At 60.8% G+C, this 14,953-nt stretch carries 9 protein-coding genes, 1 tRNA gene and 1 pseudogene; 4 read left to right on the forward strand and 7 right to left on the reverse strand.

Annotated elements, in window-relative coordinates; genetic code table 11:
• The first annotated feature begins 471 nt into the window (after positions 1-471).
• Both BS629_RS09090 and BS629_RS40480 read left to right on the forward strand, forming a co-directional pair.
• Positions 472-1,416 (forward strand): nucleotidyltransferase and HEPN domain-containing protein, encoded by a 945-nt coding sequence (locus tag BS629_RS09090; RefSeq protein WP_204339682.1) that lies wholly within the window; start codon positions 472-474, stop codon positions 1,414-1,416.
• Between the two features lie 44 nt (positions 1,417-1,460).
• Positions 1,461-1,642, forward strand: a pseudogene (locus BS629_RS40480) (helix-turn-helix domain-containing protein); the annotation flags it as partial.
• A 117-nt stretch (positions 1,643-1,759) separates the two neighbouring features.
• Here BS629_RS40480 and BS629_RS09100 read toward each other — a convergent pair.
• Positions 1,760-1,836: transfer RNA gene (locus BS629_RS09100), tRNA-His, on the reverse strand.
• A 130-nt stretch (positions 1,837-1,966) separates the two neighbouring features.
• Positions 1,967-2,416: a phasin gene (locus tag BS629_RS09105; RefSeq protein ID WP_018244864.1), complete on the reverse strand. Its 450-nt coding sequence runs from the start codon at positions 2,414-2,416 to the stop codon at positions 1,967-1,969.
• 213 nt (positions 2,417-2,629) lie between these two features.
• Between BS629_RS09105 and BS629_RS09110 the strand changes: the two genes are divergently transcribed.
• Complete coding sequence (locus tag BS629_RS09110) at positions 2,630-6,427, forward strand: ATP-binding protein (protein ID WP_018244863.1); 3,798 nt, start codon at positions 2,630-2,632, stop codon at positions 6,425-6,427.
• Between the two features lie 221 nt (positions 6,428-6,648).
• Here the strand turns inward: BS629_RS09110 and BS629_RS09115 are convergent, their stop codons facing one another.
• Positions 6,649-8,601, reverse strand: coding sequence for an acetoacetate--CoA ligase (locus BS629_RS09115; RefSeq protein ID WP_018244862.1), 1,953 nt, complete (start codon positions 8,599-8,601; stop codon positions 6,649-6,651).
• 276 nt (positions 8,602-8,877) lie between these two features.
• On the opposite strand from BS629_RS09115, the gene BS629_RS09120 reads away from it, so the two are divergent.
• A complete protein-coding gene (locus BS629_RS09120) occupies positions 8,878-10,770 on the forward strand; it encodes an AsmA family protein (RefSeq protein ID WP_018244861.1) in 1,893 nt (630 codons plus the stop codon).
• 89 nt (positions 10,771-10,859) lie between these two features.
• Here BS629_RS09120 and BS629_RS09125 read toward each other — a convergent pair whose 3' ends face one another.
• The 4 genes from BS629_RS09125 to BS629_RS09140 all read right to left on the reverse strand — a co-directional run bounded on the left by BS629_RS09125 (position 10,860) and on the right by BS629_RS09140 (position 14,933).
• Positions 10,860-11,678, reverse strand: a complete 819-nt coding sequence (locus tag BS629_RS09125; RefSeq protein WP_077988122.1) for an ABC transporter permease — start codon at positions 11,676-11,678, stop codon at positions 10,860-10,862.
• A 3-nt stretch (positions 11,679-11,681) separates the two neighbouring features.
• Positions 11,682-12,593 carry an ABC transporter permease subunit gene (locus BS629_RS09130; RefSeq protein WP_018244859.1) on the reverse strand — a complete coding sequence of 304 codons (912 nt, stop codon included), beginning with the start codon at positions 12,591-12,593 and terminating at the stop codon, positions 11,682-11,684.
• Positions 12,594-12,597: 4 nt separating this feature from the next.
• Positions 12,598-13,740 (reverse strand): ABC transporter ATP-binding protein, encoded by a 1,143-nt coding sequence (locus BS629_RS09135; RefSeq protein WP_012756109.1) that lies wholly within the window; start codon positions 13,738-13,740, stop codon positions 12,598-12,600.
• 95 nt (positions 13,741-13,835) lie between these two features.
• A complete protein-coding gene (locus tag BS629_RS09140; protein ID WP_018244858.1) occupies positions 13,836-14,933 on the reverse strand; it encodes a polyamine ABC transporter substrate-binding protein in 1,098 nt (365 codons plus the stop codon).
• Positions 14,934-14,953 lie beyond the last annotated feature (20 nt).

Genomic DNA, 14,953 nt, shown 5'->3' on the forward strand with positions numbered 1-14,953 from the left:
GCTGAACGAGGTACCGGCCTGTTCGTCCATCATCCTCGTGCGATGACGATAGGCGGCGGCCGAGACGATGTTGCGTCCCGCTCCCCTGCTGATCACCTGCGCTCTGACGAACATGATCGCCATGATTGTCCTCGCATATTCGGAGCAGTGCACCAACGAGCGACGCCGCTCTCTTGCAATGGTCAGGCCGAACGACGTTTTTGCGCCGGGTCCTTATCAGTGCGACAAATAAGCGATTTAACTGAGTTATTCAAGATAGTATAATCGAAAACTTAATTCACTCTTTGTTCGGGCTGTGCGCGGCGTTCCGACTACGCCACGATCAGACGATACTTGTCCCTAAGCGACTGAAGTTTTTCATCAATCTCGAGCGTGGATTGGCAACCGGATGAGACACAAGGACAAAGCTGGAGTTGAGCGGTGCTAAATTTGCCAGTAGACGATATTGGATCTTTCGCCTATCGATTGCTCATGAAATCGTCGCTCGATCATATGCCGCTTCGCAAGCAGCGAGAACTCGGCCGGGTTCTCGAAATCCTGCACGAAGAATTCGAGGATGCGCTGAAAGAAGGCACTGCCGACTTCAAGAAGCGCGGCAGGATCTTGAAGATCATCCTGTTCGGCTCCTATGCCAAGGGCGGCTGGGTCGATGAGCCCTTCACCATGAAGGGGTATCGCTCCGACTTCGATCTCTTGATCATCGTCAACAACCGCAAGCTCTGCGAGTTTGCCGAGTACTGGCACAAGGCAGCCGACCGGCTGATTCACGAAGCCTCGATCGAAACACCGGTGAGCTTCATCGTCCACTCCAGGCGGGAGGTGAACACCTATCTCAAGGAAGGGCAGTATTTCTTCTCCGACATCCGCAAGGAAGGCATCGTCCTCTATGAACTGGACGATGAATCGCTTGCGGAACCTATGCCGCTCTCCCCGGCCGATCTACTGAGGGTGGCAAAGGAGCATTTTGAGGAGCGACTAGAGGCCGCCAAAGAGTTCTTCGAATTGGCCGAACATGCTCGTACCAGACACTACAGAAAACGAGCTGCGTTTCTCATCCATCAAGCATTGGAGCAGACCTATTCCTGCGTCCTGCTGACCCTCACCAACTACGGCCCACCGTCGCACAACATCAAGTTTCTGCGCTCGCTCGCTGAGGAGCAGGACCGCCGGCTGGCCGAAGCCTTTCCGCGTGATCAGCATCGTGAGCGCGCCTGGTTCAACACGTTGAACGAGGCATACGTGAAGGCGCGCTATTCGAAACATTTCGAAATTAGCGAGGAAGCGCTTGGCTGGCTTGCTGAACAAACTGCGTTACTGCTCGAACTGGTCAAGACGGTTTGCGAAGGGCACCTGGAGATCCTTAAAGGAATAGTTGACAGCAACGTAATCAAACGAGATTCGCTGTCTTGCGGTTGACCAGCTGCATGAATGTAATTCGGCATCTCGGCACGACCGGCTAAAAAATTTTCAATTGCTACAAAGATGACGGCCTGGAGGCCGTGGCGGATCGGTCGCGACGGCCGAAGCATTGCGCCAACCACTCCGTGAACCGGTCGAGGCGATGAGCATCTCGCAAAACAAGCCGCATTGGGCTGCCAGGAAGATCAGAGAACTGCTGGTCAAGCGCGTGGCCGGCGATGTCGGCCTGCGGTCGAGCAAAGGACTTTGCGACCGATCGGCAACCCGTTCGCCACGAGGTTGTCACCTATGTCTTAGGGACGCTCTGTTACCTATGTCTTCGATATGGACAAGTGGGAGATGGTACGGTTGGGGGGTCTCGAACCTCCGACCTCAGGTGCCACAAACCTGCGCTCTAACCAACTGAGCTACAACCGCATAAATCGCGCTTGGCGCGACGGGGGTCACATACGAGGACTTGGCGACGAATTCAAGCCCCATTCCTCGCCAATATACAAAAAGGCTGGACGCGAGGTCCAGCCTTTTATCTCCGATCGGTAAAAACCGATCAGGCAACCTTGAAGGAAGCCATGGCCTTTTCGGCGGCGTCCTTGGAGGGCTTTGCGAGCTTCTCGGCCACCTGCTTGGTGGTTTCCTGGATCGACTTCGCCTGCTCGACGGTGAGTTCGGCCTGCTTGCGGATGAACGAGGTCTGCAATTCGAAGAATTCGGCCGGCGACTTGACGCCGAGCAGCGCTTCGAAGTGCGACAGCGAGTTCTCGGAATTGACGCGCAGGATGTCGATCGCCTTCAGGCCGATCTCGACCGAGCCGGCCTGTGCCGTCTGAACGGTGGCTTCGAGCGTCTTGCCGGCTTCCTCGCCAGCGGTCTTCAGCTTGGCATAGGCATCCTTCGACTGCTGAGCGCCCTTTTCGGCGAACTCACGGAAAGATTCCGTGAACTTGGACGGGTCGAAAGAAGCGATTGAAAAAACGTCGTCGGTCTTTATGGTAGCCATGGGGCGCATCCTTTGGGTTGAGGCAGCCGCTGCCTGCGTTTGTTGGATGATGCTTATATAAGACATTTCATTGTGCATTGCAACAATTATTGTGCGGTGCACAAGACGTTAACCTTTCCGGCCGAAAACCCCCTCCTCTTCTGGACCGGCATGCGCCCCGCAGTTATTAATAAGCCGTTAATTTAAGAAGGCCGACAGCGACAAGGTTCGAACATGCCCGCAGTCCAATATCCGTTCATCGATATCGCCGTGCATGCACGGGTACGAGAACGCTTTTCACGCGGCGAGGCCATGGTGCTGTTTTCGGCCGATCTTGCCCGTCTGCTCTGGGCGAACGGTGCAGGTGCCGAGCTTTTCGGCCATTCGGCTGTCTATGACCTGCTCGATCAGGGGGTCGACCGCGCCGACATTACCTTCCGCCAGCTGGAAACCGCCGCGCGCCAGCTGACCGATATCGGCGACAGCCGCAGCCTGATGATCCGCGTTGCCAAGGGCTTTCAGCGTGCGCAGGTACAGGCGGCTGCCGAACTGATCCGGCTTTCCCAGGGCGAAAAGGCCATCCTGTTTTCAGTGCCGATCTCGGCAAAGCCACTCGCGGCCGGCGCATCGGCGGCCCAGATGCTGCAGGGACTTGATGATCCCGACACGCATATGGCGGTGATCGGCGCCAATGGCGAGGTCATCGCGGCCTCGCCGGGCTTTGCCTCGCTCGGGATCTCCGAGCAGACGGCAAAAACCTTGATCAACCTTGCCGGCGCGCATCCCGACCGGTTGGTGAAACGACCCGTCGCCACCAGCAGAGGCAATCTTCCGGCCGCCGTCGGCAAGCTCAGCGACGATCCGGCGTTCAATCTGCTTTTTGCCGTGGAGACTGCGATCGGTCATCTCGACGGGATCGATGCGCCCGCGCTCGACCCGGTCGATGCGCCCGCACAGGAAGAAAGCGTGCCGCCGGCCGAAGCGCTTCAGGACGAGCCTGTTGCCGCTACAGGCTTCACCGATATCATCGACGCGGTCTCGGGAATCGAAGAGGTCGAGGAGACGCTCGAGGAGATCGCCGGCGAAAGCGAACAGCCGGCCGGGACAGCTCTAGCATCCGCAGACGAGGCGGTTGACGATGGGCTGTATCCTGCCGGGGATGCGAAGCCGGAGAGCGACGAGAGCACGATCGATAGCAGCGCGGCTGAAGCCTCCGAGCCCGCCGCGGTCATCGAGGACGATTTGGCCTCCGTTGCCGAGACGGTGGAACCGCCTGTTGAAGCCAGCGAAACGCCTATTGAAGACACGCCGGAAGCGGTCCATGAAGAGCCCGTCATCGCAAAGTCTGTGGTCGTCGACCTGCCCCCGCTTGCGGCTGAGCCCGGCTTCGTCTTCAGGCCGAACAGCCGCGCCACGCGCTTCGTCTGGAAAATCGACGCCGAAGGCCGGTTCAACGAGGTCAGCCACGAATTTGCCGAGGCCGTCGGTCCGCACGCCTCCGACATCATCGGATCTGCCTTCGGCGATGTCGCCGCCCTCTTCAATCTCGATCCTGACGGCAAGCTTTCCGAGGCGCTCGCCCGCCGCGACACGTGGTCGGGCAAGACGATCCTCTGGCCGGTCGAAGGCACCAGCCTCGTCGTTCCGGTCGATCTGGCGGCGCTGCCGACCTATACCCGCAACCGCGACTTCGATGGGTTCCGCGGCTTCGGCGTCGTCCGGCTTTCCGATGCCCAGGAAGATCCGCTGGCGCTCGGTCTGACACTCGGCCCTGATGGTATCGGCCATGACGCAGCGAGCCTCGGCCCACCTGCCGAAACCATTGCCGAGGTGGTAGATGAAGCGGAGACAGCGCTTAAAGAACCGCTGATCGAACCCGCCCTGACGCAAGAGGTCGAGGATCAGGCGCCGCAGGCGGAGCCAGCGCCAGAAGAGATTGCCACCGAGGAGGCGGCCATCGAGACCCCTGCCCCGGAAAATGCTGCAGAAAGAGCGGAAGGCAGCGTCGATGCCGGCGACGTTTCCGCTGCCGAGCCCGCAGCCGATCTTCCGCAAGAGCCGCCGGCGCTTCGCATTTCGGAAACGCCCAATCGCCGTTTCTCCGACAAGATCGTTCAGCTCCACAACAGCGGCGCTGCGCTGACGGCCGCCGAACAGGCCAATTTCCGCGAGATCGCCAAGCGCCTCGAAGCCTTCGGCGCCAGCAAGGACGAGCCTGCCGTTCCGGCGCCGATGGAAACCGCCGTCACCGAAACCGCCGGCTTCGAAAAGGCCTCCGGACCCGAAGAGGTCGAGGCCGAAACACCCATCGCCGAGAAGGCGGAAACACTATCGCTCGAAGAGGTGGCGGCGCAGGAGGCGATCTTCGAGAATGCCGTCGAGGCGCAGAGCGAAGACGACGGCGCCACCGAAGAGCCTTCAGTCATCGCCGAAGACGAGGCAACGGAAGGGCTCGAGGAGACGGTCAGCCAGATCGAGGTTCTCACAAGCTTCATTCCGCCGCGCGTCAAGATGACGGACGGGCTTTCGGTGGGCACGGTCGACCAGCTGCCTGTTGCCGTGCTCATCCATATCGGCGATGCGCTGATCCATGCCAATCCGGAATTCATGCGGCTGACGGGCTACGATTCGCTCGAGGCATTGCGCGAGGTGGGCGGCATCGAAGCCCTGCTGCAGCGCCGTGAACTCGAGGAAAAGTCTGTCGGCTTCGGGACCATGATGCTCGTCAAGGCCGATGATACGCTGGCGCCGGTAACCGCGCGGCTACAATCGGTGCGCTGGGAAGACGCCAATGCATTGATGCTGGCATTGATGCCGGTGGAAGGCAAGGAAGATGGCCGTGGCGAAGCAAACCGTTCCGAGGGCCGTTCCGAAGGCCGCCCCGAGCGGATGGTCGAGAAAGTCGCCAAGCTTCAGGTCGAAGTGGAAGAATTGCGCTCGATCCTGGAAACGGCGACCGACGGCGTCGTCGTCATCGGCACCGAGGGCGACATCCGCTCGATGAACCGGTCGGCCAGCGCGCTTTTCAATTACGACGAGCAGGAGACGCGCGGCAAACCCTTCGTCATGCTGTTTGCCCATGAGAGCCAGAAAGCGGTCATCGACTATCTGAACGGCCTCTCCGGCCATGGCGTGGCAAGTGTGCTGAACGACGGGCGTGAAGTGATCGGCCGCGAGGCCGCCGGCGGCTTCGTGCCGCTGTTCATGACGATGGGCCAGCTCACCTCCTCAAACGGCTATTGCGCCGTCATCCGCGATATCACCCAGTGGAAGCGCACCGAGGACGAGTTGCGCAACGCCAAGGGTGCGGCTGAAACCGCCAACGCCCACAAGACCGATTTCCTCGCCCGTGTCAGCCACGAGATCCGCACGCCGCTCAACGCCATTATCGGCTTTTCCGACATGATGGCGGGCGAGCGCTTCGGCCCGATCGGCCATCCGCGTTATATCGAATATGCCAATGACATCGGCCGCTCCGGCCGGCACGTGCTCGACATCGTCAACGACCTGCTCGACATTTCGAAGATCGAAGCGGGCGAGATGGATCTCGATTTCGATGCCGTCGGTCTCAACGAGGCGGTCTCCGAGGCCGTGGCGCTGATACAGCCGCAGGCGAATGGCCAGCGCGTCATCATCCGCACGGCGCTGTCGCAATCGGTGCCCGATGTCGTGGCCGACCTGCGCTCGATCAAGCAGATCGCCCTGAACATCCTGTCGAACGCCATCCGCTTCACCCCATCAGGCGGGCAGATCGTCGTTTCCACGTCCTATGAGGCCAATGGCAGCGTCGTCCTCAGGGTCCGCGATACCGGCATCGGCATGACGCGCAGCGAACTCGACCAGGCGATGAAGCCGTTCCGGCAGGTCTCCTCGACCCAATCGCGCCATCGCGGCGACGGCACCGGGCTCGGCTTGCCGCTGACCAAGGCGATGGTGGATGCCAACCGGGCAACGTTCTCGATCAATTCGACGCCCAACGAGGGCACGCTCGTCGAGATCACCTTCCCGTCGCAGCGCGTGCTGGCCGGCTGATCGGAGCGCAAAGAAAAGGCAGCCAGAGGCTGCCTAGAATTTGGTGCTGTTCAACAAGAGCTCAGTCGATCAACGTCATGTTTCGGAGGCTAGAAAGCCCCAGGCCGCCTCGTTCATGTGCGACCCCCAAGATGGCTTCACCTTTGACAAACCTTTCTTAACGAAAGGTTTCCATGACAGGAGATTGATAGAGGGTGAAAGCTTGTAGTTTCCGATCGCTGTCAATCCTTCAGTTCGCTTAGCCCGGCGAAGAGCCGCAGCGCCTCGGGATTGGCAAGCGCTTCCTGGTTCTTAACCGGCCGACCGTGAACGACCTCGCGCACGGCAAGCTCGACGATCTTGCCGGATTTGGTGCGGGGAATATCGGCAACCGCGATGATCTTCGCCGGCACGTGCCGCGGCGAGGCGCCGGTGCGAACACGCGTCTTGATCGCCTTGACGAGATCCTCCGTCAGCGTCACACCGGGGGCAAGGCGAACGAAGAGGATGACGCGCACGTCGTCGTCCCACTCCTGGCCGATGCAGAGCGCCTCGGCCACCTCCTCCATCTGCTCGACCTGATTATAGATCTCCGCCGTGCCGATGCGAACGCCGCCGGGATTGAGCGTCGCATCCGAACGGCCGTGGATCACAAGGCCGCCATGCTCCGTCCATTCGGCGAAATCGCCGTGGCACCAGACATTGTCGAACCGGTCGAAATAGGCGGCGCGATATTTGGCGCCATCGGGGTCGTTCCAGAACATTACCGGCATCGAGGGGAAGGCCTTGGTGCAGACGAGCTCACCCTTCTCCCCGCGCACCGGCTTGCCATCATCGTTCCAGACATCGACGGCAAGGCCGAGGCCGGCCCCCTGGATCTCGCCGCGCCAGACCGGCTGCAGCGGATTGCCGAGCACGAAGCAGGAGACGATATCGGTGCCGCCTGAGATCGAAGCGAGCTGCACGTCCTCCTTGATGCCCTCATAGACGAAGGTGAATCCTTCCGGCGACAGGGGCGAACCGGTGGAAGTCATCAGCCGCAGGCTGGAAAGATCGTGACTTGCGCGCGGCGTCAGCCCGCCCTTGCGCACCGCATCGATATATTTCGCCGAGGTGCCGAAGATGGCGAATTTTTCGGCCTCGGCATAGTCGAACAGCACGTTGCCATCGGGGGCGAAGGGCGAGCCGTCGAACAGGCAGAGCGTTGCGCCGCTTGCGAGACCGCTGACCAGCCAGTTCCACATCATCCAGCCGCAGGTGGTGAAGTAGAATAGCTTCTCGCCCGCCTGCAGGCCGCAATGCAGCCGGTGCTCCTTCAGGTGCTGCAGCAGCGTGCCTCCAGCCGAATGCACGATGCATTTCGGCACGCCTGTCGTGCCTGACGAAAAGAGGATGTAGAGCGGATGTGCGAAGCCAAGCCGCGTGAATTCGACTTCCCTTGCCTCATAGGGCGCGACAAAGGCCTCGAGCGTTGAAGCCCCCGGCGTCTTGCGCGCCACTGCCTCCGCATCGCCGGCGTAGTGGACAATGACGGAGGGAACACCCAGACTTTTTGTGACGGTGGCGACCTTGGCGCCGACATCCTGCAGCTTGCCGGAATACCAATAGGCATCGCAGGCGATGAACAGCCTCGGGCCGATCTGGCCGAAACGGTCGAGCACACCCTGCTCGCCGAAATCAGGAGAGCAGGACGACCAGATTGCACCGATCGAGGCGGCAGCGAGCATGGCGGCGACGGTCTCCGGCATGTTCGGCATCATGGCGGCGATGCGGTCGCCCTTGCCGATCCCGAGTGCTGCGAAGGCCTGCTGCAGCTTCGAGACCAGCGCGCGCAGCCGGTCCCACGACCAGCGGTCCTCGGCCTTGTCCTCGCCGCGGAAGATGATGGCATCGCCCTCACCGCGGCCAGACAGCAGGTTCTCGGCGAAGTTCAGTGTCGCGTCAGGAAAGAAGCGGGCGTCCAGCATGCGATCGCCATTGGCAAGCACCTCTACGCCGCGCTCTCCCTTCACGCCGCAGAAATCCCAGACGGTCGACCAGAAATTCTCCCGCTCGGCCACCGACCATGCGTGCAGCTCCTCAAAGCCAGAAAGAGAAAGCCCGAAATCGGCATTGCAGCGTTCCATGAAGGCATGGATCGGGCTTTTTGCAACGGCATCCTCCGAGGGCACCCAAAGTGGTCTGTTATCCTGCATTCAATCCTCCTCCCCAATGCCGTCTTTATATCATGCTGCATTGCATTATAAAGTGCGGAACCGACGCGATCCGTCGCCTGGAGCATGATGCCGAAAAGTGTGAGCGGTTTTCGGACGACATCATGCTCCAACTATTTAATTGAAAGTGCTACATCGTCCTTTGCGCGTCTGAAATGACGCGCGGCGCTGTATGGGATTTGCATATGCCTGATATTTCCTATATCCGCCGAATTCAGCGCATAACGGGATGACCGGCTGAATTTGCCGGCGGAGATCATGAGCACGTCAAGACATCGCAGGTGGCGCAGGAAGATCGGACCCGTTTCGCGCTGGCTTCCGGCCTTCGCCCGCCTGTCGACGGTATTCCTGCTGATAGCGCTCGCGCTTTTCGTGGCGCTCAGGGTCGCCGCACCCTATCTCATCTCGACCGGCTTCGTGCGATCCGGCATCGAGGACGCGCTGTCGAAATGGACGGGCTACCATGCCGAGATCAAGGGCAGTCCGGTTCTCGAATTCTGGCCGACGCCGCGCATCACACTAAACCAGATCACCATCCGCCAGCCGCGCGAAAGCGGCGACAAGCTGCTCGGCAGTATCGAAAGCCTGTCAGCCGATTTCAGCCTCATCGATGCGTTGCGAGGCCGAACGAGCTTCCACGAATTCCACCTGGTGCGCCCCAACCTGGCGCTGACGCGCGACGAGAATGGGTTGATCGACTGGAGTTATGCCGGCCTGCTCGCTCGCGCGATCAAAGGCGTACGCTCCGAAAACGGAGCTGAGGTGCTTGCTCGGGATCTCGATGCCGAGATCGGCGCAGTGACGGTCGAGGACGGGACGCTTGTGGTCACCGACATCAAGTCCGCCAAGACCTATCATTTCGATAGCGTCACCGCAGATATCGCCTGGCCGAGGCTATCCGGCGCGATCTCGGCGGTCGTCATCGCCCGCATCAACGGCGAGGACCTGAAGGTCGATTTCGCCTCGCGCCAGCCGCTGCTCGCCTTTGCCGGCAAGAATGCCGAGACCCGGACGTCGCTCACATCCAACCTGTTGACGGCGCACTTCCAGGGGATTGCCAGCATCGCCAGCCTTTCGGCCCTTTCCGGCAATATCACCGCCAGCATTCCCGATGTGCCGGCACTGCTGACATGGTCGGGCAAATCGATCCCCGGCATCGCAACGTTGAAGAGCGCTTCGCTGGAATCCGACATCATGTCGTCGGGCAACGGGCTGCGCTTCAACAATCTCAGTCTCTCGCTGAACGAAGCGAGTGCCACCGGGGTGATGGACCTCTTCACCCAACCCGGAAAACGGCCGAAGATCGGCGGCACGCTGGCCTTCGACCAGATGAATCTCAAGCCCTTCCTCGATGCCTTCGCGCTCAGGCTCGCCGCCGGCGAGGCGGAGCAAATCTCCGCCGGCATAAGCGGGCCGCTGCGGGTGCTCGATGTCGACGTCAGGCTTTCGGCACGGCGCGCGCAGATGGGTCTCTTCGAGCTTTCCGACGTTGGCGCCAGCGTGATCGTTGCCGGCGGCGAAGCGAAATTCGATATTGGCGACAGCCAGTTCGAAGGCGGCGAGATGACCGCGCATCTGGAAGCGACGCAGCGCGACTTCGACGGCGGCGGCAAGCTGCAGTTGTCGATCCGCAATGCCGACTTCGCAGCCCTTGCAGAGCGCCTGCAACTGAAGGGTCCGCTGCCGCTTGCGACAGGATCGCTCGATCTCGACCTGCTGTCTCCGAAGGCGATCTGGACGACCGGCCTTGCCGACGTCACCGGCAAGCTGCACTTCTGGACCAGGGAAGGCACGATTCCCGGCATTGATGCTGCGGCATTGCGCACGCAGGCAGCCGAAAAGCCGTTCTTTCCGCTGAGCGCGGCAGCAGGCGGCGCCTTCGCCTTCAACCAGGTGAACCTGCAGGCCGATTTCGCCAACGGCACCGCCGAGATGCACGACGCCCGTATCGCCGGCGCCACTCAGACGCTGACGCTTTCCGGCGTCATCACCTATCAGTCGAACGGGCTGGCGCTTTCCGGATCGCTGGAGGCAACCGATCCTGCCAAGGCCGCAGAGCTGCCGCTTTTGCCGTTCTTCGTCGGCGGTTCATGGCCGAACCCGGTGATCTCGCCGGTGCCGCTTTTCGGCAATACACCCCACGCGCAATGAAGCATGTCGCGCAAAAGCGTGCGGCGGTTTTGCGAGAACGACATGCGTAAAATAGAGACATAAAGCGCGACCAGCACGCGCTTTAGACCTCACGCCCCGGCGGCGGCGGCGCGTTCGTCCCTCTGCCGCTGTGTTTCGCGGCGCTTGGTGATGATCGAGGCGCAGATGACGCCGAAGGCGACGACGCCGATCAGGATCGTGCACACCGCATTGATCTCGGGCGTCACGCCGAGGCGGACCTGGCTGTAGATCCTCATCGGCAGCGTAGTGGCGCCAGGCCCCGAGGTGAAGCTCGCAATCACCAGATCGTCAAGCGACAGGGTGAAGGCCAGGATCCAGCCGGAGAGCACTGCTGGCGCGATGATCGGCAGGGTGATCTCGAAGAAGGTGCGCACCGGCGGCGCGCCGAGATCCTGGGCAGCTTCCTCGATCGAATGATCGAAACTGAGCAGGCGCGACTGTACGACGACGGCGACGAAGCACATGGTCAGCGTCGTGTGCGCGAGCGTGATCGTCCAGAAGCCACGATCGAGACCGATCGCCACGAAGAGCAGCAGCAATGACAGGCCGGTGATGACCTCCGGCATGACGAGCGGGGCATAGACCATGCCCGAAAACAACATGCGGCCGCGAAAGCGGGTGTAGCGCACCAATGTCAGCGCCGCCATCGTGCCGAGGATGGTTGCAAACGTTGCCGACAGCAGTCCGACGCGTAGCGTCACCCAGGCAGCGTCGAGCAAGGCCTGATTGCTCATCAACGAGACATACCATTTCGTCGAGAAGCCGCCCCAGACGGTCACGAGTTTGGATTCGTTGAAGGAGAAAATGACGAGAAGCACGATCGGCAGATAGAGGAAGGCGAAGCCGAGCGTGACGGAGACGATGTTGAAACGGGTCCATTTCACCATGGCTTATTTCCCCCGCTCTTCGGCTTTGGCCTGGACATTCTGGAAGAAGACGATCGGGATGACCAGGATCAGCAACAGGATGGTCGCCACCGCCGAGGAGACCGGCCAGTCGCGATTGGAATTGAACTCGTTCCACAGCGTCTTGCCGATCATCAGCGTCTGCGACCCGCCGAGCAGATCGGGAATGACGAATTCGCCGACGGCCGGGATGAAGACCAGCATGCAGCCGGCCACCACGCCGGGGATCGACAGCGGGAAGGTGACGCGCCAGAAGGCGGTGATTGGCGGACAGCCGAGATCCTGGGCTGCCTCGATCAGCGTGCCGTCCATCTTCTCGAGCGCCGAATAAAGCGGCAGCACCATGAAGGGCAGATAGGAATAGACGATGCCGATATAGACGGCGGTATTGGTGTTGAGGATGATCAGCGGCGTATCGATCAGGTGCAGCGACAGCAGCAGCTGGTTGAACAGGCCCTCCGGCTTGAGGATGGCGATCCAGGCGTAGACGCGGATCAGGAAGCTCGTCCAGAAGGGCAGGATGACGAGCATCACCAGCGTCGGCCGCAGGCCACGTGGCGCCTGCGCCATGCCGTAGGCGATCGGATAGGCGATCAGCAGCGTCAGGAAGGTGGAGATCGCGGCGATCACCACGCTCGACACATAGGCGTTGAAATAGAGCGGGTCGTCGGTGAGGTAGGTGTAGTTGTCGAGGGAGAATTCGCCGATCTTGCTTAAGAGGCCGGCCCAGCCGTCAGCGAAGGAAAAGACAGGCTCATAGGGCGGCATGGCGATCGCCGTCGTCGACATCGAAATGCGGAAGACGATGAAGAAGGGCGCCAGGAAGAAGAGCAGCAGCCAAGCGTAAGGGATGACGATGACGAGGCGATTGTAGAGGCCGGACGTGAACTTGCCCATGATGTCAATCCTTTAGCAGGACGCCGGCATTCTCGTCGAAGGAGACCCAGACTTCCTGATCGTAGGTGAAGGGGTCGTCGACGGAGCGCTGCGCATTGAGCGACGAGGCCTTGACGACGTTGCCGCTCTGCAATTTCACATGGAAGACGGTCATGTCGCCGAGATAGGCGATATCCCAGAGTTCGCCTCTGGCGGCGTTGACGGAGGCGTTGGCGGGCGGCGTGCGCCCGACCCGCATCTTTTCCGGCCGGATGGCGAAACCGACGGCGCTGCCTGCAGAAGGTGTTTCGGCGGCGGCGACACGCACGCTGAAGCCGCTGTCGACTGATATCTCGACGGTGCCATTGCCCGATGAGGCGACCTTGCCGTCGAAGATGTTCACGTCGCCGATGAAATCCGCGACGAAACGGCAATTCGGCGCCTCGTAGATCTCGGCAGGCGTTGCCACCTGCACGACCTTGCCGTGGCTCATGACAGCGATACGGTCCGCCATGGTCATCGCCTCTTCCTGGTCGTGGGTGACGACGACGAAGGTGAGGCCGAGATTCTGTTGCAGGTCCATCAGCTCGAACTGGGTTTCCTCGCGCAGCTTCTTGTCGAGCGCGCCGAGCGGTTCGTCGAGCAGCAGCACCTTCGGGCGCTTGGCGAGCGAGCGGGCCAGCGCCACGCGTTGGCGCTGGCCGCCGGAAAGCTGGTTCGGCTTGCGGGAGGCAAATTGCTCCAGCTTGACGAGCTTCAGCATCTGCAAGACGCGGTCAGTCATCTCGTCCTTCGCCATGCCGTCCTGTCTCAGGCCGAAGGCGATGTTCTTCTCGACCGTCATGTGCGGGAAAAGCGCATAGGACTGGAACATCATGTTGACGGGGCGCCTATAGGGCGGCGTGCCGGCCATGTCGGTGCCGTCGAGCACGATTTCGCCCGAGGTCGGCTGCTCGAAGCCGGCGAGCATGCGCAGAAGCGTCGACTTGCCGCAGCCGGAAGCGCCGAGCAGCGCGAAGAACTCGCGGTGATAAATATCGAGCGACAGGTTATCGACGGCGGTGAAATCACCGAAACGCTTGGTGACGTTCTTGATGGATATGAAGGGCTTGGCGGACGGATCGGTCCAAGGTGCGAAAGAGCGGCGAATATTGCCTAGAGACTTCATATTGTTCCCCGAAAATACATTCTTTTGCTCCCGGCTTCACCCGGCCGGAATCGTCAAAAAAAGACCCGGACGTTTCCGTCCGGGCCGTTATGCTATTATTGGCCGGTGACCACGGTGGTCCATAGCCGCGTCACGATCCGCTGCGTCTTCGGATCGAGCGGCGGAACGGTGAAGAGTTTCGCCATCACCTCGGGCGTCGGGTAGATCGCCGTATCGTCGAGGACCTCCTTGTCGAGGAACTGCTGCGACGCCTTGTTGCCGTTGGCGTAGAAGACGAAGTTCGAGGCCTTGGCGATCACTTCCGGCTTCATCATGTAGTTGATGAATTCATGGGCTTCTGCGACATGCGGCGCATCCTTCGGAATGCCGAAGACGTCGAAGAAGATCTGGGCTCCCTGCGACGGCACCGAATAATCGACCTTGACGCCGGCATTGGCTTCCGCGGCACGGTCGCGGGCCTGGAACATGTCGCCGGAATAACCGAGCGCGATGCAGATATCGCCGTTCGCCAGCGCGCTGATATATTCGGATGAATGGAACTTGCGGACGAAGGGACGGACGGCCGTGAGAACCTCCTGTGCCTTCTTGAGATCGGCGGGATCGGTGCTGTTCGGATTGAGCCCGAGATAGGCGAGCACCGAGGGCACGACGTCGGTTGGGGAATCCAGCATATAGATGCCGCAATCCTTGAGTTTGGCCGCTTTCGCCGGATCGAACAACGCGTCCCAATTGGGCTTGTCGTCGGTGCCGAGGGCCGCCTTGACCTTGTCGACATTATAGCCGATGCCCGTCGTGCCCCACATGTAGTCGACGCTGTATTCATTGCCGGGGTCGAAGGACGCCACGCCCTTCATGATGACGTCCCACATATTGACCAGGTTCGGCAGCTTCGACTTGTCGAGCTTCTGGTAGACGCCGGCGGCGATCTGGCGCTGCATGAAGGATACGGTGGGGACGACGACGTCATACCCCGAACCACCGGCCAAGAGCTTGGTTTCCAGCGTCTCGTTGGAATCGAAAGTGTCGTAGACGACCTTGATGCCGGTTTCCTTGGTGAAATCCTCGAGGATGGAACTGTCGATATAATCCGACCAGTTGTAGACGTTGACCACGCGCTCCTGGGCAAAGGCCGGAGCGGCAGCAAGGAGTGCAGTAACGGCGGCGGCCGTCACGCATAGGATGGTTGACCTCATGACTTCTCCTGTTTGTTCAA

This window comes from Rhizobium leguminosarum bv. viciae USDA 2370 (assembly GCF_002008365.1).
GTDB classification, from domain to species: Bacteria; Pseudomonadota; Alphaproteobacteria; order Rhizobiales; family Rhizobiaceae; genus Rhizobium; species Rhizobium leguminosarum.